This window comes from Hymenobacter rubripertinctus, assembly GCF_003583925.1.
Lineage (GTDB): Bacteria > Bacteroidota > Bacteroidia > Cytophagales > Hymenobacteraceae > Hymenobacter > Hymenobacter rubripertinctus.
Genome location: NZ_QYCN01000002.1, coordinates 85,176 through 104,769, shown reverse-complemented (window position 1 = coordinate 104,769; position 19,594 = coordinate 85,176). Strand labels below are relative to the sequence as shown.

Annotated in this window: 20 protein-coding genes; 9 read left to right on the top strand and 11 right to left on the bottom strand. The window is 60.8% G+C overall.

The annotated features are described in order from the left end of the window. Positions 1-101 precede the first annotated feature (101 nt). The 3 genes from hisF (at position 102) to D0T11_RS01605 (ending at position 2,247) form a co-directional block, all read left to right on the top strand. Entirely contained in the window at positions 102-860 is a 759-nt protein-coding gene (gene hisF / locus D0T11_RS01615; RefSeq protein ID WP_119654034.1) for an imidazole glycerol phosphate synthase subunit HisF, read from the top strand. 124 nt (positions 861-984) lie between these two features. Then, positions 985-1,626, top strand: coding sequence for a bifunctional phosphoribosyl-AMP cyclohydrolase/phosphoribosyl-ATP diphosphatase HisIE (hisIE, locus tag D0T11_RS01610; protein WP_119654033.1), 642 nt, complete (start codon positions 985-987; stop codon positions 1,624-1,626). A 93-nt stretch (positions 1,627-1,719) separates the two neighbouring features. Next, a complete protein-coding gene (locus D0T11_RS01605; protein ID WP_119654144.1) occupies positions 1,720-2,247 on the top strand; it encodes a GNAT family N-acetyltransferase in 528 nt (175 codons plus the stop codon). 106 nt (positions 2,248-2,353) lie between these two features. On the opposite strand, the gene D0T11_RS01600 is transcribed toward D0T11_RS01605, so the two are convergent. Next, positions 2,354-2,839 (bottom strand): hypothetical protein, encoded by a 486-nt coding sequence (locus tag D0T11_RS01600; RefSeq protein ID WP_119654032.1) that lies wholly within the window; start codon positions 2,837-2,839, stop codon positions 2,354-2,356. Positions 2,840-3,155: 316 nt separating this feature from the next. Here D0T11_RS01600 and D0T11_RS01595 point away from each other — a divergent pair, with 316 nt between their 5' ends. Then, the gene (locus tag D0T11_RS01595) at positions 3,156-3,914 is read left to right on the top strand and encodes a glycosyltransferase family 2 protein (protein WP_119654031.1); all 759 of its coding nucleotides are present in this window, start codon (positions 3,156-3,158) and stop codon (positions 3,912-3,914) included. Between the two features lie 132 nt (positions 3,915-4,046). Continuing rightward, positions 4,047-4,706, top strand: a complete 660-nt coding sequence (locus D0T11_RS01590; RefSeq protein ID WP_245990573.1) for a lipid-A-disaccharide synthase N-terminal domain-containing protein — start codon at positions 4,047-4,049, stop codon at positions 4,704-4,706. A gap of 167 nt (positions 4,707-4,873) precedes the next feature. Here D0T11_RS01590 and D0T11_RS01585 read toward each other — a convergent pair whose 3' ends face one another. From D0T11_RS01585 to D0T11_RS01575, 3 genes are all read right to left on the bottom strand, one after another. Beyond that, positions 4,874-5,245 carry a DoxX family protein gene (locus D0T11_RS01585; RefSeq protein ID WP_119654029.1) on the bottom strand — a complete coding sequence of 124 codons (372 nt, stop codon included), beginning with the start codon at positions 5,243-5,245 and terminating at the stop codon, positions 4,874-4,876. A gap of 34 nt (positions 5,246-5,279) precedes the next feature. After that, positions 5,280-5,468, bottom strand: a complete 189-nt coding sequence (locus D0T11_RS01580; RefSeq protein WP_119654028.1) for a hypothetical protein — start codon at positions 5,466-5,468, stop codon at positions 5,280-5,282. A gap of 207 nt (positions 5,469-5,675) precedes the next feature. After that, positions 5,676-6,659 (bottom strand): GDP-mannose 4,6-dehydratase, encoded by a 984-nt coding sequence (locus D0T11_RS01575; RefSeq protein ID WP_119654027.1) that lies wholly within the window; start codon positions 6,657-6,659, stop codon positions 5,676-5,678. A gap of 172 nt (positions 6,660-6,831) precedes the next feature. On the opposite strand from D0T11_RS01575, the gene D0T11_RS01570 reads away from it, so the two are divergent. Further along, positions 6,832-7,758, top strand: coding sequence for a glycerophosphodiester phosphodiesterase (locus D0T11_RS01570; RefSeq protein ID WP_119654026.1), 927 nt, complete (start codon positions 6,832-6,834; stop codon positions 7,756-7,758). 380 nt (positions 7,759-8,138) lie between these two features. Here D0T11_RS01570 and D0T11_RS01565 read toward each other — a convergent pair whose 3' ends face one another. The 7 genes from D0T11_RS01565 to D0T11_RS01535 form a co-directional block, all read right to left on the bottom strand. Continuing rightward, on the bottom strand, positions 8,139-9,110 hold the full coding sequence (locus D0T11_RS01565; RefSeq protein WP_119654025.1) for a hypothetical protein: 972 nt from the start codon (positions 9,108-9,110) through the stop codon (positions 8,139-8,141). 1,087 nt (positions 9,111-10,197) lie between these two features. After that, entirely contained in the window at positions 10,198-11,337 is a 1,140-nt protein-coding gene (locus D0T11_RS01560) for a tetratricopeptide repeat protein (RefSeq protein ID WP_119654024.1), read from the bottom strand. A gap of 86 nt (positions 11,338-11,423) precedes the next feature. Continuing rightward, positions 11,424-14,009, bottom strand: a complete 2,586-nt coding sequence (gyrA, locus tag D0T11_RS01555) for a DNA gyrase subunit A (protein WP_119654023.1) — start codon at positions 14,007-14,009, stop codon at positions 11,424-11,426. A 140-nt stretch (positions 14,010-14,149) separates the two neighbouring features. Continuing rightward, a complete protein-coding gene (locus D0T11_RS01550) occupies positions 14,150-14,392 on the bottom strand; it encodes a hypothetical protein (protein WP_147374473.1) in 243 nt (80 codons plus the stop codon). 69 nt (positions 14,393-14,461) lie between these two features. Further along, complete coding sequence (locus D0T11_RS01545; protein ID WP_119654021.1) at positions 14,462-15,187, bottom strand: HAD family hydrolase; 726 nt, start codon at positions 15,185-15,187, stop codon at positions 14,462-14,464. Between the two features lie 55 nt (positions 15,188-15,242). Further along, positions 15,243-15,962, bottom strand: a complete 720-nt coding sequence (locus D0T11_RS01540) for a DUF6624 domain-containing protein (protein WP_147374472.1) — start codon at positions 15,960-15,962, stop codon at positions 15,243-15,245. A gap of 53 nt (positions 15,963-16,015) precedes the next feature. Further along, on the bottom strand, positions 16,016-16,690 hold the full coding sequence (locus D0T11_RS01535) for an HD domain-containing protein (RefSeq protein ID WP_119654019.1): 675 nt from the start codon (positions 16,688-16,690) through the stop codon (positions 16,016-16,018). Positions 16,691-16,824: 134 nt separating this feature from the next. Between D0T11_RS01535 and parS the strand changes: the two genes are divergently transcribed. From parS to D0T11_RS01520, 3 genes are all read left to right on the top strand, one after another. Next, positions 16,825-17,277 (top strand): type II RES/Xre toxin-antitoxin system antitoxin, encoded by a 453-nt coding sequence (gene parS, locus D0T11_RS01530; RefSeq protein ID WP_119654018.1) that lies wholly within the window; start codon positions 16,825-16,827, stop codon positions 17,275-17,277. Positions 17,278-17,395: 118 nt separating this feature from the next. After that, positions 17,396-17,848, top strand: a complete 453-nt coding sequence (locus D0T11_RS01525; protein ID WP_119654017.1) for an RES family NAD+ phosphorylase — start codon at positions 17,396-17,398, stop codon at positions 17,846-17,848. Positions 17,849-18,030: 182 nt separating this feature from the next. Beyond that, entirely contained in the window at positions 18,031-19,464 is a 1,434-nt protein-coding gene (locus D0T11_RS01520; RefSeq protein ID WP_119654016.1) for a L,D-transpeptidase scaffold domain-containing protein, read from the top strand. Positions 19,465-19,594: the final 130 nt, after the last annotated feature.

Here is a 19,594-nt window from a genome sequence, read left to right as displayed (position 1 = left end):
GGTTGTTGGTTTTTGGCATTCGGCGGACAGCGCTACGACAACCAGAAATCAACCATAACCATCAGCCAAAAACCAACAACCACCCACCAAAAACCAATATAATGCTAACCAAACGAATCATTCCCTGCCTTGATGTGAAGGACGGGCGCACCGTGAAGGGCGTCCGCTTTGAGGGCCTGCGCGACGCCGGCGACCCGGTGGCGCTGGCTTCCCGCTACGCCCGCGAAGGCGCCGACGAACTGGTGTTCCTCGACATCACGGCCACCAACCAGAAGCGGGCCACGCTCGTGGCGCTGGTGCGCGACGTGGCCCGGGAGCTCGATATCCCGTTCACCGTGGGCGGCGGCATCGGCACCATCTCCGACGTGGAGGCGCTGCTCATGAACGGGGCCGATAAGGTGAGCATCAACTCGGCCGCCCTGGCCCGGCCCGAGCTGATTGAGGAGCTGGCCGCCCGCTTCGGCTCCCAGTGCATTGTGGTGGCCGCCGATGCCCGCTTCAACGACGCCGATGGCTGGCAGGTGTACACCCGGGCCGGTACCAACAACACCGGCCGCGACGCCGTGCAGTGGTGCCGGGAGGCCGCCGACCGGGGCGCGGGCGAAATCCTGCTCACGTCCATGAGCAACGACGGCACCAAGGACGGCTTCGCCCTCGACATCACGGGGGCCGTAAGCCGGGCTGTAACCATCCCGGTCATTGCCTCGGGCGGGGCCGGCTCCAAGCAGGACTTCACCAACGTCTTCCAGCAGGCTCAGGCCGATGCCGGCCTGGCCGCCAGCATCTTCCACTTCGGCGAAATCGGCATCCGCGAACTGAAAGAACACCTGCGCCGCGACGGTATCCCGATGCGGCTGTAACGGTTGGTTTTTGGTGGGTGGTTTTTGGTTTTTGGCTCGGGGATGAGAAATCATTCCAGCAGCCAGAAGTTGAAAAAGAACATCAACCAAAAACCAACAACCACCCACCAAAAACCAACACCAAATGGACTTTGCCAAAATGCCCGATGGGCTGATTCCCGTGATTGTGCAGGATGCCGCCACGGGCCAGGTGCTTATGCTGGGCTACCAGAACGAGGAGGCCCAGCGCGTAACCCGCGAAACGGGCCGCGTGACGTTCTTTTCCCGCTCCAAGCAGCGCCTCTGGACCAAGGGCGAAACCTCCGGCAACTACCTGACCGTGGTGAGCGAGCACGAAGACTGCGACCAGGACGCGCTGCTCATCCGCGCCATTCCCGACGGCCCCACCTGCCACCGGGGTACCACCAGCTGCTTCGAGCAGCCCGCCCAGACGGCCTACCCGGCCCCGGCCGTGGGCTTCATTGCCGAGCTGGAGCGCCTGGTGCAGCGCCGCCACCAGTTCCCCGACGAGGACCCGAAGTCGTACACTGCCTCGCTCTTCCGCAAGGGCATGCCCAAAATTGCCCAGAAAGTGGGGGAGGAGGCCGTGGAAACCGTTATCGACGCCGTGGGCGGCAACGTGGAAGGCCTCAAGGGCGAAGCCGCCGACCTGTTGTACCATTTGGTGGTATTGCTAACGGCTTCGGGGTTGTCCTTGGAAGATGTGGTGCAGGTACTGCGGGCGCGGCACAGCACCATCTCGGGCGGCGTGCGGCGGCCGGAGTAGCCGCAAACCAACTTCTTTATGAAAACGCTGTTCGTCTGCTCACCGGGCACGGGCAGCGTTTTTCTGTTCATACCCTATAGCCTGAAAATCCCCATGCCGGTTCCCCCCATCCACTTAGGCCCGCTCCGCGCTGACCAGGCCGCTACCTTCCACCGCTGGATCAGCGACCCGGCGGCAATTAGGTATTCGCTCACGGCCTTTCAACGCCCGCATACCCTCCCGCAGGTAGAGCAGTGGCTGGCGGCCACGTTGCAGGATACCAACAGCTATTCCCTGGGCATCTACCTGAGCGGCACTAATGAGTTGATTGGCTACGCTGGTATCTCCGGCATTTCCCGCCACAACCGCTCCGGCGAGTACTTCATTCTGCTGGGCGAAAAAAGCTGTTGGGGCCAGGGAATCGGCACGGAGGTAACCCGGCGGGTGGTTACGCTGGGCTTTGAGCAGCTGAACCTGCACCGTATTATGCTCACGGTTTCCGAGCCCAACCAGGGCGGCGTACGGGCTTACCTGCGGGCCGGTTTCCAGCCGGAAGGCCGCCTGCGCCAGGCCTGCTACCGGGAGGGCGCGTTCCACGACAAGCTGCTGATGTCGGTGTTGCGCGAGCAATGGGCGGCGTAGCTGGGCAAGCGTGAGGCCCCAACTACTACTCCTACTACTACTACTCCAACTACCTCATTGCCGGTCAATGCCTGACGGCCGTTGCGTACTCTATACATCTGGTTGGCTATAACCGCCACCCAGCCTGTACTCCCCACCCAATGGGGGAATAGTGGTTGAAATTGCTGGCAAACGCTTCCCGGTAAAAGGCGCGTCCGATATAGGTGTCCAGCGTCAGCGACGAGCCGAAACTCCATTGGCGGCCGAACAGCAGTTGGGCGCGGGTTTGCTGGTTATGGTCGTCGCGGTTCTGGGCCACGAAGGTGGTATGGCGGGTGCGGGCGGTCTGGTAATAGGTGTACACTTGCAGGGCGCCGTACCAACCACTCAGGGGCCGGTGCGCCTGGCGTCGGCGCAGGTAGTAGCGGAGCTGGGCATCGGCCCCGTAGGTGCGCTCCCGGATAGCGTAATTGTCGTAGGTAAATGTGTCGTCGGCGTTGTGGGTAACGCTGCCGCTACGAAAGGTGTCGCCCCAGTAGCCCACTCCGCCCGCCAGCGAAAAGCGCGCCGAAAGCTGCCGCTCGTAGGTCAGGGCCAGATCGGGAGAGGCCACAGTGCGCAGCCCGACCCGAAGGAGCTGCGCCGGCCGGGACGGCCGGTTCCGGGTTGTATCGGGTACCGTAGTGGCGACAGTAGGCGTTACTGCTGCCGGGGGGGTATCAGCGCTTAGCAAGGTTAACGAGGCTGCGCAGAATAAGAGTATCATGTTAACAGGGTATAAGCGACAGTAAGCAAGCAAATAGAAGCTACTGGCAAAGGTATCATCTTATGGGTGTATGCAACGAGTTACTGGCCCGCAGTGGCTACGCGGCAAAAATGAGTTCCCGGTAGCCGTCGTACCTTGCCGCCCCGTTCTACCACTCCCCGCTATGCCCGCTGCCAACGCCGCCTACCTCGCCACTCAAAGCCTGACGGTGCTCGTGCCCGTGTACAACGAAGAAGAAAGCCTGGGGCAGTTTGTGGTGGAGATGGATAAGTTTCTGACCCAGACGCCGGTGGCCACTACGGTGCTCTTCGTCAACGACGGCTCGACTGACGGCTCGCTGGCCATTCTGCGGGCGGTGTGCGGACAGAAGCCGGCCTACGAATTCATTAGCCTCAAAGAAAACCGGGGCCTGAGCACGGCCGTCAAAGCCGGCATCGACCACGCCCGCACCACGCTCATCGGCTACATCGACTCCGATATCCAGACTACGCCGCTCGATTTCCTGACCTTTTTCGAGTTCTTCCCGGCCTTTGATATGGTGAACGGCATCCGGGCCAACCGCCAGGATACGGTGGTCAAGAAACTGTCCTCCAAACTAGCCAACGGCGTGCGCCGCACGCTCATCAACGACGGCATTCAGGACACGGGCTGCCCGCTGAAAATCATCAAAACCGACTACGCCCGCCGCCTGCCGCTGTTTCATGGGCTGCACCGGTTTCTGGGCGCGCTCGTGCAGCTGCAGGGCGGCCAGGTGAAGCAGCTGCCGGTGCGCCACTTTCCGCGCTTCGCTGGCACGGCCAAGTACAACCTCTGGAACCGGGCCTGGAAGCCGCTCATCGACACGTTCGGTTTCCGCTGGATTCGCTCGCGCTGGAAGAACTACGAAATCAGCGAGCAGACTACTGATTCAGGTAAAAATTGAGCGGTAAAAGTTGAAAATTATCTGGTTATGCTGCCTGCCTGGCAGCGCCGAAGTTGAACGTAGCCGCGTGTGCCAATCGAAATGGGCCAGTTTTTAACTGTTAACTTTTCATTTTTAATTCAGAAAGAAACCGTGGCGCTGGCCATCGGGCTGGTGTCGCAGCTGCTGTTTTCGAGCCGTATCGTGTTGCAGTGGATTCAGAGCGAGCGGGCTAAGCGGGTGCTCGTGCCCACGCTGTTCTGGCAAATCAGCCTGGTATCGTCGTTTCTGATGATTGTGTACGGCATCCTGCGCCACGACCCGGTCATTCTCGGGGCCCAGCTCATCAGCTACGCCATCTATATCCGCAACCTGCAGCTGCTGGGCGAGTGGCGCAAGCTCAGCCCCTGGTTCCGGGCGGCGGCCTACGCCTTTCCGGTGGCCATGCTGGGCGGGTTCGTGGCCGGCAACCGCCACTTCAGCCTGCGGGCCATGCTGGGCACCGAAATTCCGGGCGGCCTGCTGCTGCTCGGAGCCGTGGGCCAGGCCATTTTCCTACTCCGCTTCGTCTACCAGTGGATTTACTCCGAGCGCAAGGGCGAATCGAGCCTGCCGCTGAGCTTCTGGGTGATTAGCCTGGTGGGCTCGTTGCTGATTCTAACCTACGCCCTGCTGCGCCACGACGCCGTGCTCATCATCGGCAACGTATTCGGTACGGTCGTGTATGCCCGCAACATCGTGCTGCTGCGCCGGCAGCTGCGGGACCTGCTCGCGCCGTTGCCCGTGCCCGGCAGCCCGGGCGAAGGCCAGTAGCGGCCAGTAGCGCAAACCAAAGGACAGCCAATCACCCGCTTTGCTGTCCTTTGGTTTGCGCTACAACCTTAGTCCTGCAACAACGCAAAAACCGCCCGGCACTGCTGCCGGGCGGTTTTTGCGTTATATCAATGAAGGAGTCAGCCAGCGCCTGGTAACAGGCGGGGTTAGCCGACCGGGGTGGTGGCGGGCCGGCTCAGCACCAGTATCACGATCAGCAGCACCAGCAGTACGATGGCGGCCATTCCGCCGGCCAGGCCGCCCGGGATTTTGGTGGCGTGCATTACCACGGCCCCGAGCATGATGAGCACCAGGCCCAGGGCCGCCGGCCGCACGAACCGGGGAATGAGCAGGCCGATACCGCCCAGCAGCTCGGCGGCGGCAATCACGTAGGCCAGCGCCCCGGGCAGGCCCAGGCTGCCGAACATGCCCACCGTGGCGGGCAGATCCATGAATTTCTTGACGCCAAAGAAAATAAAGGCCAGGCCCACCAGCACTTGCAGAATGCGGGCAATGGTGTTGCGGGTAGAAGCGGACATCGGGTTGTGGGTTAAGAGGAAAAAAAGCAGAGAATCAGTGCAAAAGCGGGGTAAGTCTGGTACCGGAACCGGCTTTACTGCGAACCACCTTGTCCTGGGTGCGGAGCTTGCTCACCAGGCCGGCAATGTTGAGCTCGTTGAGCCGGGCCAGGTCGCGGGAGCTCATGGTGGTGGTGAGCATGATGATGACGGTAGCGGTGGCCGTGGCCGGGTCCCGGGCCAACTGGTGGTAGGATCGATGATTTCCGAATCCTGGCCTCCCGCGTAAAGGGGGCGCAGCAGCATGGTTCCCATTAGGGAGACATTGAACACCACGTCGGCCAATCCGGGCGTTGGAAGTACGGCATCGGCCGGGTGGGCTGGCGCAGCAGAATCAGCCATGGGAAGGGCGATAAAAGTAGGGCCGGAGTCCGGCGGAACTTCTACTTCTCTATGGCTGGAAGGGGGGCGGGGTTGCGGCCTGCCACTCCACAAACGCCCGTAATCCCTCGGCCAGGCTGGTGCGGGGGGCGTAGCCGAGCAGTTCCCGGGCTTTGCGAATGTCGGCGTACGTTACGTCCACGTCGCCGGCCTGCATGGGCTCAAACACCAGGCGGGGCGCAATGCCCACGGCCTCGCCCACGGCCCGGATCAGCTCCAGCAGGGGTACGGGGCGGTTGTTGCCCAGGTTGATGGTTTCGTACACGCCCGCGTGGTCGAGCAGGTAGCCGACGCCCCGGCTGATGCCGTCGACCGTATCGAGGACGAAGGTATAGTCGCGGGCCGTGCTGCCGTCGCCGAATACGGGAATAGGCTGGCCGGCCCGTAACAGGCGCACGAACTTATGAATGGCCAGGTCGGGTCGTTGGCGGGGGCCGTACACGGTAAAGAACCGGGCATTGAGTACGTCCAGGCCGTAGAGGTGATGGTAGGTGTAGGTGAGCTGCTCGCCGCTGAGCTTACTGGCCGCGTAGGGCGAGATGCAGGTGGCCAGCAGGTTCATGTCTTCACGGAAGGGCTGGGTGCGGGTGTTGCCGTACACGGAAGAAGAGGACGCGAAAAACAGCTTCGTAATGCTGCGCTGCCGCATCCACTCCAGCAGGTGGGTGGTCCCAATGACGTTGTTTTCGAGGTAGGCCACCGGCTCTTGCACCGAGGGGGTCACGCCGGCTTTGGCGGCCAGGTGCACCACCACGTCAATCGGGTCGGCGGGCAGCGCGTCGACCAGCGCATCGACGCCGTGGCGCAGGTCGGTTTCATGAAAGCTGAAGCGGGGATGCGCCCGGCACAGGGCCAGGTTGCGGTGCTTGTGGGCGGGGTCGTAAAACGGGTCGAAATTGTCTAAGCCGACCACGCGGTGCCCGTCGTGGAGCAGGCGCTCGGCCAGGTGCGAGCCAATGAAGCCCGCGCAGCCCGTTACCAGAATGGATGCCATGCGTGTAATGCAGGGGAAAAAAGCAAGGGAGCCAGCACGGGCTCCGGCGCAAATGTAACCGGATTTACCCCGCCGACGGGTTCTGTTGCGTATAGCTCCGCTGGCGGGCCGGTAGCGGGGGCCGGTAGTGGCCGTCAGTCGCTCGTTCGTTTTTTTTCTCCTACTCCACCTTATGCGTCAACTATTTTGCCTGGGGCCATTCCTCCGGTCCTTGCTGGTGCTGGCAACCGGTACTGGCGGCTTGCTGGCCTTGCCGGCCCGGGCCCAGAGCCCGGCGGCGGATGCGCCACTCATCATCGGTCACGCGGGGTCCGGGTTTTTTACGCCTCTGCGCCCCTTCAATCCGCTGCCGCCCAGTAGCCTGCGCAGCATTAATCGGGCCCTGCGCCACGGCGCCGACGGAATTGAGATTGATGTGCGCCTGAGCCAGGACAGCGTGCCGGTGCTCTACCACGACAACACGCTCGAAAGCATGACCACGGGGCAGGGCTGCGTGAGTCAGACCCCGGCTGCGGCCCTCACGCGGCTCCGGTACCGCGGGGGCTGGCCCTACGACTGGTTTCATCAAGAGCGCATCCAGACCTTCGCCACCATCCTGGCCCGGTTGCAGCAGCAGCCGCAGTTTCCATATCTGCACCTGGACCTGCACGAAGATGACCCGTGCGCCAACGATGACGTGGCCCGCAACCAAGCGCTGGCCCGTGGCATTGAGCGGTTGCTCCGTCACTGTCAGGTGCCGCTGGGCCGGGTCCTAATTATCACCAATCGCCCGGCCACGCTCCGGTACCTGGGCTACCTGATGCCGGCCGTAGGCCTGGGCCTGGAAGTTGGCGACGATTACGAGGCCTCCCTCGCCGACTTGCGAACCTTGCCGCAGGTCGGCACCGTGGTGCTGCACAAAAACGCCGTTACGCCGGCCCGGGCCGAGGCCCTGCACGCATTGGGGCGGGAGGTAGTTGTTTTTGGAGGGCGCTCGGCCCGGGCCGTGGAGCGCGTCGTGTCGGCCGAGCCTGACGCCTACGAGGTCGACAACGTCCGGCAGCTACGGTCCACTTTGCGGCGGCGTCAGCAAGAACAGCAGGAAACAATGCGCCGATAATCCGCTACAAAGACAATGGATACCGGGGGCCGTGCCGGTATCCATTGTCTTTGTAGCCGTATGTCTATGACTGGGGCTGATCCGTTCTCGTCGGTTGACGCTGGCAAAGGCCGTCGGTAGCAGGCGGAAGCTGGCCTGGTGGCGGTAGGGGGGAGCCCGTTTCTGAGGAAAAGTGTATCACGAATAAATCCTGTTGCTAATTAAAGGGAATATAAAGCACTTCATTGGAAGTGAGATCTTTGATACATATATTGATTTAACATAACATATATATGTAAGTAATTTGCTGGTAAAAGGTAGCACACACCTTATGACACAGCGAGCTTCAACTAACATTCGCTGTGTCATAAGGCATGCGGTTCAGCAAGTTGGGAGCAAGTTTAGCTTGGTAATTGGCGGCGAATCTTGTTGAGTAAGGCATTCACCAGCGTCAGGTCTTCCTGATCTTGAATAGTTAGATGAGTGTCCAAGCCTGGTCCATGAATATGAATGGCATACACGGCTGGCTCGTTGCTGCTGACTCTGGAAGGAGCATCTGCTTCGGTTCTCGGCTCGACTGGTGGCTGCGTAGCAGGTTGTGGCAGCGTGGCCTCGGGGCGGGTAGTAGCAGAAGGCATAAACGCCGGCTCAGCTTTAGGCCCTGCCGGGATGACTTGGGGAGCAGGTGCTTCCTCCGTGTGTTCCAGGTCGTCGGTATCGAGTCCAAACAGGCTGGAGACAACGTCCACCGTTCGGGGGGAGGGTACAACCAGACGGGAGGAAGATATACCCGGGCTTGGCGGCGCAGTAGCGGCTGGCGCCGGGGTAGGAGCCTGGAAGACATTCAGCGGCATCTCCGAGCTGGCCAGTTCCCGCCGGGGCTGCTGCTGGGCGGCTAACTGGTCGATATCGACGATGATATTCTGCTCATTTAGAATACCAGCCATGCGTGCTCCTTCAATGAAAGCCCGGGAAACGCTCTGGGTATTGATTTCCTCTACGCCAAACTCGCGTACCAGCATCACGTCGAACATATGCACCGGTAACTCGCGGTTGCGAAATTTGCGGCAGATCTGGGTGAAGAGAGGAGGGTGCAAGAACGCTTCCCGGTGGTAAATCTTTTCCTCGTGCTTATCATAGGCGTTCTTGATACGTCGGAAAAGATTGGTTGTAGTCAATAACTCGCGCTTACTGGTCAGCAGGCCAAACTTAACGGCTGAGCCAATGATAGCCTTAAAGGAGCCACTGACCTTGCGGTTCAGTTTCCGCGCCGCTGTCTCGATGGCGCACTTGCCACCCGTGTCATCAACAACTTCAGCCACTTCCCAGGCGCTCTGGTAAGAAGTGCGGGGGTAGTCTATCGTCTTGGGCATGGTAGGAGAAGGAGGAGTATAAGAAACAAAAATAAGTATTGGCACGGTAAATCAAGCAGTATATAGTAATAATAAGCAGTATATAGTATATAAAAGTTATACTTTCTAATACTTTTTGTGCTTTTTTTTACTTTTATATATCTACTTACCGGATTATATCTCTCTACTCTATCCATTACCGCTATTTCCACTTTTTTATATCAAAATAAATACCTTCTTACAATACCGGGGGGCCGGGGGTGAACAGCAGACAGGTGTTCTTTGGCCTGCTAAGCGGGCTAGGTCCTTCGTTAGTGAATCACCCAATGAGTTTCACCATCTACTGATAGCTTATCACACGGGCCAGATTATCAGTACTCACGCAGGAGCATCTCGGAGCTGTCGTATGTTGAGATATCAGCAGGAGTAGAGCTGCAATTGAAATATCCCTTGGAGAATTTTGTGCCTACTCACAAAGCTCTTGCTGTTTTAGTCCGACAGTCACCAGGTCTTCAGCAACGCTTATCACTTGGGACGCATTTGTTGCCTTCTCATCCGATTTATCCTGGAGAAAACTACGCTCAATAACCAACGTACTTCCAAGGCTTTCATGAGAACACGTCTGGTTTCATCTTCATTGACCGTAAAGGCACGCTATAGCGAGGCCTCTTTGCATATTGTCGGACACATGGCTAGTCCAGCATCGTTCCACGAGAAGACGCAAAGCCCTCGCTACAGCGTGCGAAACACTGATATTCGGCGTAGCTGCTAAGAACAGGGAAGGCTACGTCTGTTGCTGCGGTGACTTCGCGCTTTCGATGACACCGCAGCAACAGACGTACGGAGGTGCTCAAGGTTTCGCTGTTTAAGCCAGCGCGCCGCAAGCTGTATCAGATACTCCAGTTCTAAACATCGGGTCTGCCTTTGAAATTTCCCTCATTTTCCCCGTTAAAGAGTGCCCACAAACGTGGCGACCGGCCTCGTATTCCAGCAAAGCGTTTTGTCTTATAATTTATATTATGTTAACTAGTGTTTTTAAAAACAAGGCCCGCGCGCACGCGGGCCTTGTTTTTAACTAGCCTCTCCTACTTTCGGAGGCTTCTCTGTCTTACTTCATCGCGTCCAGCTTAGTCGACATCCGCTGCGAATCCGCTGTCCGGCCGACGCGCAAGTACGCCTTCTGCAAGGCACTGGTCGTGGCCCGGTCATCCGGCTGCACTTCCAGCGCCTTCTCGAAATAAGGCAACGACTCCTGGAAGTACTTCTTTCCATCGGCCTCGAATTTCTTGCCCGATTTCTGGTACTCCGCCAAGCTCATCTTGCTGGCCCGGGTAAACAGATCAGCCGCTTTGTTGTAGTTATAGATGCCCAAGTTGAAGTTTGCATCGAAGTTGGTCGGGTCTACTTCTACTGCCTTCTTGTAGGCTTCCAACGCTTGCACTGGCTGCTTGTCCTGATCCAGGATGGAACCCTTCACCGCATACAGATTCGAGTTGGTCGGATCGGCAGCAATGGCCCGGTCGATTTTATCAAGGGCTTCTTTCCCCCGGCCGGCGCTCAGGTACATGTTCAGTTCCTCCAGCATGAAGCTTTTATTGGTCGGATAAATAACCAGCGCGTCCTGCACTGCTTTCATCGCGGCGGCTTCATCTTTTTCCTGCCGGGCAATCTGCAGGAGCCGGCCATACAACTGGGGCGACTTATAACCGATGCCCTGAAGCTTGCCATACATTTCCTTGGCCGTGCTGAAATCCTGGTTGGCTTCCGAAGCGTAGGCCGCGTACAGGTAAGCCGTCGTATCCTGGGGGCGGATTTGCTGCGCCATGCGGTACGAATCCATGGCTTTTGCGAAGTCCTTCCCGTTGTAGCTTTCTACGCCGGCGTTCAGCGCCAGCCCATACAGGCCGTCGAGTTTGGCAGCAGCCTGCTTACCATATTCGCCGTCTTTACCGTCGAGGCTCAGGGCTTTGGAATACGATTCGAAAGCCGTTTTAGTGCCTTCCGTTACGGGCAGCGACTTGCCGTAGATCGGGCTGGCCACGATGCCTTCGTAGATTTCGCCCCGGGTATACCAGGTCTTGGCTTTCGCCTGCGTCTTATCGTTCATGGCCGCCTTGTCGATTTCGACGCGGGCCTTATCGAGCGTCCCCTGACGTTGGTAGAGAATGGCGTTGGTAACGGCCGAGTTCTGGGCCGAAGCGGTGTGCAGGGCGGCGGCGGCCACGAGAGTCAAAATGGTCTTCTTCATGGGAGTTTGCTGAAGAATGTGCGGTTTGGTGGAAAGGAATTGTAACGCAAACGGCAGAACTCCCGGGGGAGTTCTGCCGTCGCAAGTTAATTAGCGCTGAGCAAATCAGGATCCGTCAGGCCGGTCAGGTCCGTGTCCGGCATGGTAGCCGGCCCCTCCCCGTCCGCGTTTCCGTTCGGGGTCTCCCCTTCCAGCGCCACGGTTTCCGGGTCGATTTCCTTTTCCTCAGCCGCCACTTTAGCCACCGAAGAAATTTCGTCGCCGCTGCTGATTTTCAGCAGCCGCACACCCTGGGTAGCACGGCCAATACTGCGCAACTCACTCATGCGCAGGCGGATAGTAATGCCCGATTTGTTGATAATCATCAGGTCGTCCGTGTCATCCACGGCCTTAATAGTCACCAGCAAGCCGGTTTTGTCGGTCAGCTTCATGGCCCGGACGCCCTTGCCGCCCCGGTTCGTGATGCGGTACTCATCGAGTGGGCTGCGCTTGCCGTACCCATTTTCGGATACGACCAGCAATTCCTGCTCGCTTTCCTTATCGAGGCAGACCATACCCACCACCCGGTCGTCGGCCATGCCTTCGTCCAGGGTGATGCCGCGTACGCCGGCGGCCGTGCGGCCCATGGAGCGCACTTTGTGCTCGGGGAAACGCACGGCCCGGCCGGAGCGCAGGGCCAGCACTACTTCGGAGTTGCCGTTGAGCAACTGTACGTCGAGCAGCCGGTCGCCTTCGTTGATGGTGATAGCATTGATACCGGCCGTGCGGGGGCGCGAATACGCTTCGAGGGGCGTTTTCTTCACCGTTCCCTTCTCAGTGCAGAACATCAGGAAGGTATTGTCCAGGTAGTCCGGGTCGCGCAGGCCACGCACGTTGAGCACGGAGCGGATGTTGTCCTCACGCGGAATCTCAATCAGGTTCTGAATCGGGCGGCCCTTGGTATTCTTGCCGCCTTCCGGCACTTCGTACACTTTGAGCCAGAACACGCGGCCGGCTTCGGTGAAGAACAGCAGGTACTCGTGGGTGGTGGCCACGAACAGGTGCTCCGTGAAGTCGTCCTGCTTGGAAGCCGCCCCCCGGGCGCCCACTCCTCCCCGACCCTGGGTCCGGTATTCGTCGAGGGCGGTGCGCTTGATGTAGCCTTCACGGGAGATGGTGATGACCATAGCCTCATCGGCAATCATGTCTTCCATCGAGAAGTCGCCGCCGGCGTACTCGATGACCGTGCGACGGGCGTCGCCGTAGCGCTCCTTGATTTCGGCCAGTTCCTGGCGGATGATGTCGCGCTGCATGTCATCGGAAGCCAACACGGCTTTCAGATGGTCAATCAGACTCATCAGCTCGTTGTACTCGGCCACGATTTTGTCGCGCTCCAGGCCGGTGAGCCGTTGCAAGCGCATATCCATGATGGCCCGGGCCTGCACTTCACTCAGCGAGAACCGCTCAATCAGGCCCTGGCGGGCTACTTCGCCGTCGCGCGAGCTGCGGATGAGGGCAATTACTTCGTCGAGATGGTCGAGGGCAATCAGCAGGCCTTCCAGGATGTGGGCGCGCTTCTGGGCCTCGGCCAGCTCGTAGCGGGTGCGGCGCACTACCACATCGGCACGGTGCTCCACGAAGTAGTGAATCAGCTCCTTGAGGTTGAGCGTCATCGGGCGGCCCTTTACCAGGCACACATTGTTGACGCCGAACGAGCTTTGCAGCTGGGTGTACTTGTAAAGATTGTTGAGCACGACCGTGGGCATGGCATCCCGCTTCAGGTCATACACGATGCGCATGCCGTCGCGGTCGGATTCGTCGCGCAGGTCGGCAATGCCTTCAATTTTCTTGTCGTTGATCAGACCGGCCGTCTTCTCGATCATCGACGCCTTGTTCACCATGTAGGGAATTTCGGTGATGACGATCTGCTCTTTGCCGGTCGGGGTGGTTTCGAAGTGGGCCTTGGCCCGCATGACGACGCGGCCGCGGCCGGTTTCGAATGCCTGCTTCACGCCCTCGTAGCCGTAAATGGTGCCGCCGGTCGGGAAATCGGGGGCCGTCACGTGCTCCATGAGCTCGGCAATGGTGATGTCGGGGTTGCCCAGGTAGGCCACGATACCGTCCACCACTTCGGTCAGGTTGTGGGGGGCCATGTTGGTGGCCATGCCCACGGCAATACCAGTAGTGCCATTGACGAGCAGGTTGGGGAACTTGGCCGGCAGCACCGAGGGCTCCTCCAGGGAGTCATCGAAGTTGGGCTGGTAGTCCACCGTATCCTTGTCGAGGTCGCCGAGTAGCTCGTCGGCCAGGCGCTTGAGGCGGGCTTCGGTGTAACGCATGGCAGCCGGCGAGTCGCCGTCGATACTGCCAAAGTTACCCTGCCCGTCCACGAGCGGGTAGCGCAGGCTCCACTCCTGGGCCATGCGTACCATGGTATCGTACACCGAGGAGTCGCCGTGGGGGTGGTACTTACCCAGCACTTCGCCCACGATGCGGGCGCTTTTCTTGTAGGATTTGTTGTAGGATACGCCCAGGTCGGACATGCCATAGAGCACGCGGCGATGCACGGGTTTGAGGCCGTCGCGCACATCCGGCAAGGCCCGGGAGATGATAACCGACATCGAGTAATCGATGTAAGCCCCACGCATCTCATCTTCGATATTGATCGGAATGATTTTTTCGCCTTCCGCCATAGGGAGCATGTAGTCGGCCGGCCAGCCCCGAATGGAGGAGCTGGCCGGCCCGTGAGTGTGAACTTCGTTAAGCCTGCAAGATACACAAAAAACCGCGTTCTGCCGCCGTTAAACCCCGGTTTACGGGGTGCGAAAGGCGCTTATTTCAGCGTTTTGCTCCGGTCGTTTTTGTGCTGGCCCGACTGGGGGTTGTGGGTCTTTATTTTCTCGCCGATGGCCGGGTTCTGCTTCTTGAACCAGGGCTGGCCCCGGAACTTGGTGCCATTGTGCGTGTGCACCTTACGGGTGTGGCAGGCCTCAATGGGACAGGTACGGCAGGAAACGGCCAGCAGGGCCGTAAGCGCCAGCAGGCTTAGCCGGGAGAGCAACAGACGTGTATTCATCACGGTAAAGATACCAAATAAAGGAGCAGGCCGACCGCAGAAGCAGCGGCAGCCGGCAACTACTTCCACCTACGCCCCGGCCCGGCCCGTGAGCTGCTCCCAAACCGAGGCCAGCGGCTCCAGGCTCGTCAGCTCCGCCACTTCCGGCAGCGGCTTTACCAGCCCGTGGCGGTTGAGCCACACCGGCCGGATACCCACGGCCAGCGCCCCCACCACATCGGCCGCCCAGTTGTCGCCGACCATCACGGTTTCGGCCGCCCCGGCTCCCAGCTGTTCCAGGGCCACATGGTACATGGCGGGGTCGGGCTTGAGCACGCCCACGGCTTGCGAGGTGATGAGCGCATCTACCAGCCCGTCCATTTCCAGGAAGGTCAGCTTCTGCTGCTGCTCGGCCGTGCGGTTGTTCGTGACGACCCCGATTTTATAGTCGGGTTTCAGCCGGCGCAGCAGGGCCAGCGCGCCGGGCACCGCCTGCCGCACCTGGCGGTAGTGCCCGTAATGCTGCTCGGCCAGCGCCGCCAGCTCGGCGGCGCTGGGCTCCGCCTCGTAGAGGGCCAGTAAGCGCCGGAACCGCAGCGCCCGCGCGTCCAGATACGGGATTTCCCCGCTCATTACCCGCGGGTGAAGTTCCTCCAGCAAGTCGCTGTAACGCTGGTAGAGCACCTGGGCCGGCACCGCCCGCAATGAGGGCCGCTGCGCGGCCGTGGCCGCCAGCGCCGCCCGGGCCGTAGCGGTATGGTCGAACAGCGTATCATCGAGGTCGAAGAGAATGGTGGTGACGTTGTGGGTTGGCATCGGGCATCGGGGCTTGGAGCGTGCTGGAATGGAAAGTGGCAGAACCGGTAGCGCTTCAGGGCTGCTTCATTTTCTGCACCTGTTGCAGCGTGTACACGCGGTAGGGAATAGCCAGCCGCCGGGCATTTTCCTCCACCGTCTGCTCGAAGCCCGCCGCCCGCCGCCGCTCGTTCACGGTGGCCGGGTCTTTAATCGGCCAGATCAGTTTCTGGTAGCTTTTCTGGCCCGTAGCCGGGTCCGTGGCCTCAAACCCCACTCCCTGCGTGCCGTACTCCTGCTCCCGGTTCTCGTTCATGAGCTGGCGGTCCAGCAGCATAGCAAATTTCTGGAACGGGAGTTCGCCCTTTTCGGCCGCCTGCCGGATCAGGGGCAGGTAGCGCCCAATGCGGTTGGAGTGCTGAATCACGTAGAAGGCCGCTTCATGCGTGGGCTCCCCCACCAACGACTTCCCCGGATACCCATACTGGCCGATCACCTGGCTCACCCGCCGGATCGTGGCCGAGTCCGTGGTCAGCATTCTTTCGCTCAGATACCCGGCTACCTGGTCCGCCGGCTGATGCAGCTCCCGGGCCACGCTGGCCAGCCCGTCCGGGGTGCCGGCACGCATCACCCATTCCCGGTAGTACTGGTCCACCACCAGTAGGCTATCCAGCTCGTGTTTGAGCGTCCGGTTGAGTTGGACCGGGAGTTGCGTTTGGACTGGTGGCGGAGAGTGCGTGCAGCCGCTCAGCGCCAGCCCAAACGCAAACATGATCAGACTACCGGACTTCGACATAAACAGGTACAGTGTGTACGATGTGGCTGAAAGAAACGTGTAACCGCTTTCTACTATCCCACATCCTCCCCTTCCCACTCGCGCAGGAACTGCCCGAGGAACTGCTCCAGGTAGGCGTGGCGCTCCTCGGCCACGCGGCGGGCGGCGGGCGTGTTCATCCGCTCCCGCAGGTGGAGCAGCTTTTCGTAGAAGTGGTTGATGGTGGGGGCCGTGTTCTGCTTGTAGCTCTCGAACGAGTCGTGGCTGACGGGGGCCACGGCGGGGTCGTGGAGAGGGCGGTTTTTGTGGCCCCCGTAGGCAAACGCCCGGGCCACGCCAATGGCCCCGATGGCATCGAGGCGGTCGGCGTCCTGCACCAGTTCGCCTTCCACGCTGCTCATGGGCGTGGCCACGCCCACCCCCTTAAAGCTGATTTCGCGGATGATGGCCTCCACCCGATCCAGTACCACGGGGCTGGCCTGCTCGCTGGCCAGCCACGCCCGGGCCGCCCGGGGGCCGGCCTCCTCATCACCGCCGTGGAACTTCCAGTCGGCCACGTCGTGGAGCAGCGCGCCCAGCTCGGTTACGAGCGGATCGGCTCCGGGCGTGTGGGCCGCCATGCGGCGCGCTACTTCCCACACCCGCCGGATGTGCTCCCAGTCGTGGCCGGAGCCTTCGTGCAGGAATTTGTCGCGGATGAAAGCGGCCGTGCGGGCAATGAGTTGGGAATCGGCGGGAGAAAGGGCCATACGAAGCTATAAAACGGGTTTCGGGCAAAAGTACGGCAAAACCGTTCCTCGCCCCACCCCGCCCCGGGGACCAGCGCCCGGATGTCGTAGTTTAGTTGTATATTGCCTTCAAATGACGTTTAATGAGTACGCAAATGACAATCGTTCGAACTACTTCCGTCGCGAGCATGGTGGAGCTGATGGGCGGCCCGGCCGTTATTCCGCAGCTCGTTCGCAATGAGATGGACCTGCTGGCCGTGGCCATCAAGGGCATTTCGGTGCAGGCCGTGCGGGCATTGCAGCGCCACCTGGGCTTTTCCAACCGGGAGATGAGCGTGGTGCTGGGCGTGTCGGAAAGTACCCTGACCCGGCGCGAGCAAACCCACAAGCCCCTGACCCTGGACGAAGGCGAAAAGGCCATTCAGCTCTCGGCCGTGCTGGCCAAAGGGATGGACGTATTCGAGGAGGAGGCCGATTTTCACTTCTGGCTCAACTCCCCCATCCCGGCCTTGGGCAGCCAGAAGCCCAAAGACCTGCTGCACTCCGTTATCGGCCGCGCCCAGGTGCAGGACGTATTGGGCCGCATCGAACACGGGCACTTTTCTTAGAGCTTCATTTTGAGCTGATAGCCGATAGCTGTTAGCTGTCAGCTCCCGTTCATTCAAACGAAAACACTTCCGCCTGAGACGCTATCAGCTATCAGCTATCAGCTATCAGCTCAAAAAAATGAAGCTCTACCGACTGGGCAAGGCTCCTTATATAGCGGATACGTCGGGGCAGGGCGGGTTGTATTACGGGGGGCGCTGGCACCGCATCGGCAGTCAGATTCTGTACACGGCCGAGCATTTGTCGCTGGCGAAGCTGGAGGTACTGGCCAATTCGCCGGTACTGCCCCGCCGGTATTTCGCCCTCACGCTGGAAATTCCCGACGACACGCCTTACCTGCAATACCACCCGGCCGATCTGCCGGACAACTGGCAGCAGGTACCCTACCCGGCGGAGCTGGCCGAACTGGGCCGCGCCTGGCTGACGGCGGGCACGCACTGGATCCTGCGCGTGCCCTCGGCCCACGCCCCCGACGAGTGGAACTACCTGCTCAACCCCCTGCATGCCGACCACGCCCGCCGGCTGCGGGTACTCAGCGTGGAGCCTCATCCCTTTGACGCCCGGTTGAAATAGGGTACTGCCTGGGCAACGGTTCTCCCGGTATCAGTTGGGAACTGCACTAGGATAAATAGAATTTTTTGGCGAACTTATAGCAATAACCTCGTGCCGGCGGAAACTTCCGCCGGATCAGGAACCGGGTTTCCGGCGTCAGACTGTGCAGGCCCGGGTTCCCGTCATCTGCTCTCCCCTGCCCCATGGACCCGATCAGAAGGATTGTACAGCTGACCCTACTGGCCCTGGCCTTAGCAGGAAGCCCGGCCGACGCCCGGGAAACGGCCCGACCCGGCCCGGCCGGCGCGCCCACCGGCGCCCGGGCCGAGCTGCGCCAACTGCTTGCTGCCAGTCCGGCGGCACTGGCAACGTATGAGCGGCTGGGCCTGCGGGCCGGAGCCACCGTCCGCACCTTCTACCGCCACCACGAGTCCACCACGTACTGGGTGCAGGACTCGGGCTGGACGCCCCGGGCCCGGCAGGCGCTGGCCCTTTTGCACCGGTCGGCCGACGTGGGCCTCGCCCCGGCCCGCTACCTCAGCCCCCAGCTACCCGAACTCCCGCAGCAGCCCGCCCTGCCGGCCGCCGACCTGGCCCGGGCCGAACTCCACCTCACCGACGCGCTGCTGCGCTACCTGAGCGAGATACGGTACGGGCGGCTCATGCCCGACTCGCTCACGCCCCGTCCGCCCGCCGATAGCCTGGTAGCCCAGGCCACGGCCGACCGGCTGCACGCCGCCCTCGACGCCCCCGATTTCCGGCGGGCCATGCTGCTCAACCAACCGGCTACCCGCGCCTACCGCCTGCTCCAGACGGCCTGGGTCCGGACCCTGCACGCCTCGCCCCTGGATTCGGCCCGGCTGATGCAGGACACGACGGCCGGATTTCGGCGGGTGGCCCTGAACCTGGAGCGCCTGCGCTGGAACGCCCCCGCCGACTCCGAGTACGCCGTCGTCAACATTCCCGCCTACCGCCTCCAGCTCGTGCGCGGCAGCCAGGTGGTGCTCACCCAGCGGGTGATTGTGGGCAAACCCGAATTCGCCACGCCCGTGCTCAGCAGCCAGGTAGTGGTGTTTGTGGTGGCGCCCGAGTGGCGGGTACCTTATAGTATTGCCGTGGGGGAGTTTCTGCCGGAGCTCCAGCGCGACCCCGGCTACCTCTACGACCACCATTACCGCCTCTACGACGGCCGCAACCGGCTGGTGAATCCCTGGGACATCAACTGGAAGAAAATCACGCCCGAAACCTTCGTGTACGCCATCCGGCAGCGGGCGGGCTCCTTCAACGCCCTGGGCAGCGTGGTGTTCTACTTCCCCAACCAGCACACCGTATTTCTGCACGATACGCCCGCCCGCGGCGCTTTCACTCAGCCCCGGCGCGCCCTCAGCCACGGTTGCGTGCGAGTGGAAAACCCCTTCCGGCTGGCCGACTACCTGCTCCGCCGGGAAGGTCGGGCCCGGGAGCTGACGGGGCTCTACCAAAGCGTGAAAGCCCACCAGAAGCAAACGTTCGAGTTACAGCGCAGCCTGCCCATCTACCTGCGGTATTATACCTGCGAAACGGACAACGGACGGCTGGTTTTCTTACCGGATATATATAAGCGGGATGCCCGGCTGGCCGCCGTTTTGTTCGAATGAGGGCAAATAAATTCAGCTTTTATCCCGCATGACCACCGGCTTTATCACCAACGGGCAACCTGCTTTTTTATCCTAAAAACCCGCTGGGTCAATTTATTAACTCCGCTATTGCATGAGGCGCAGAATTATT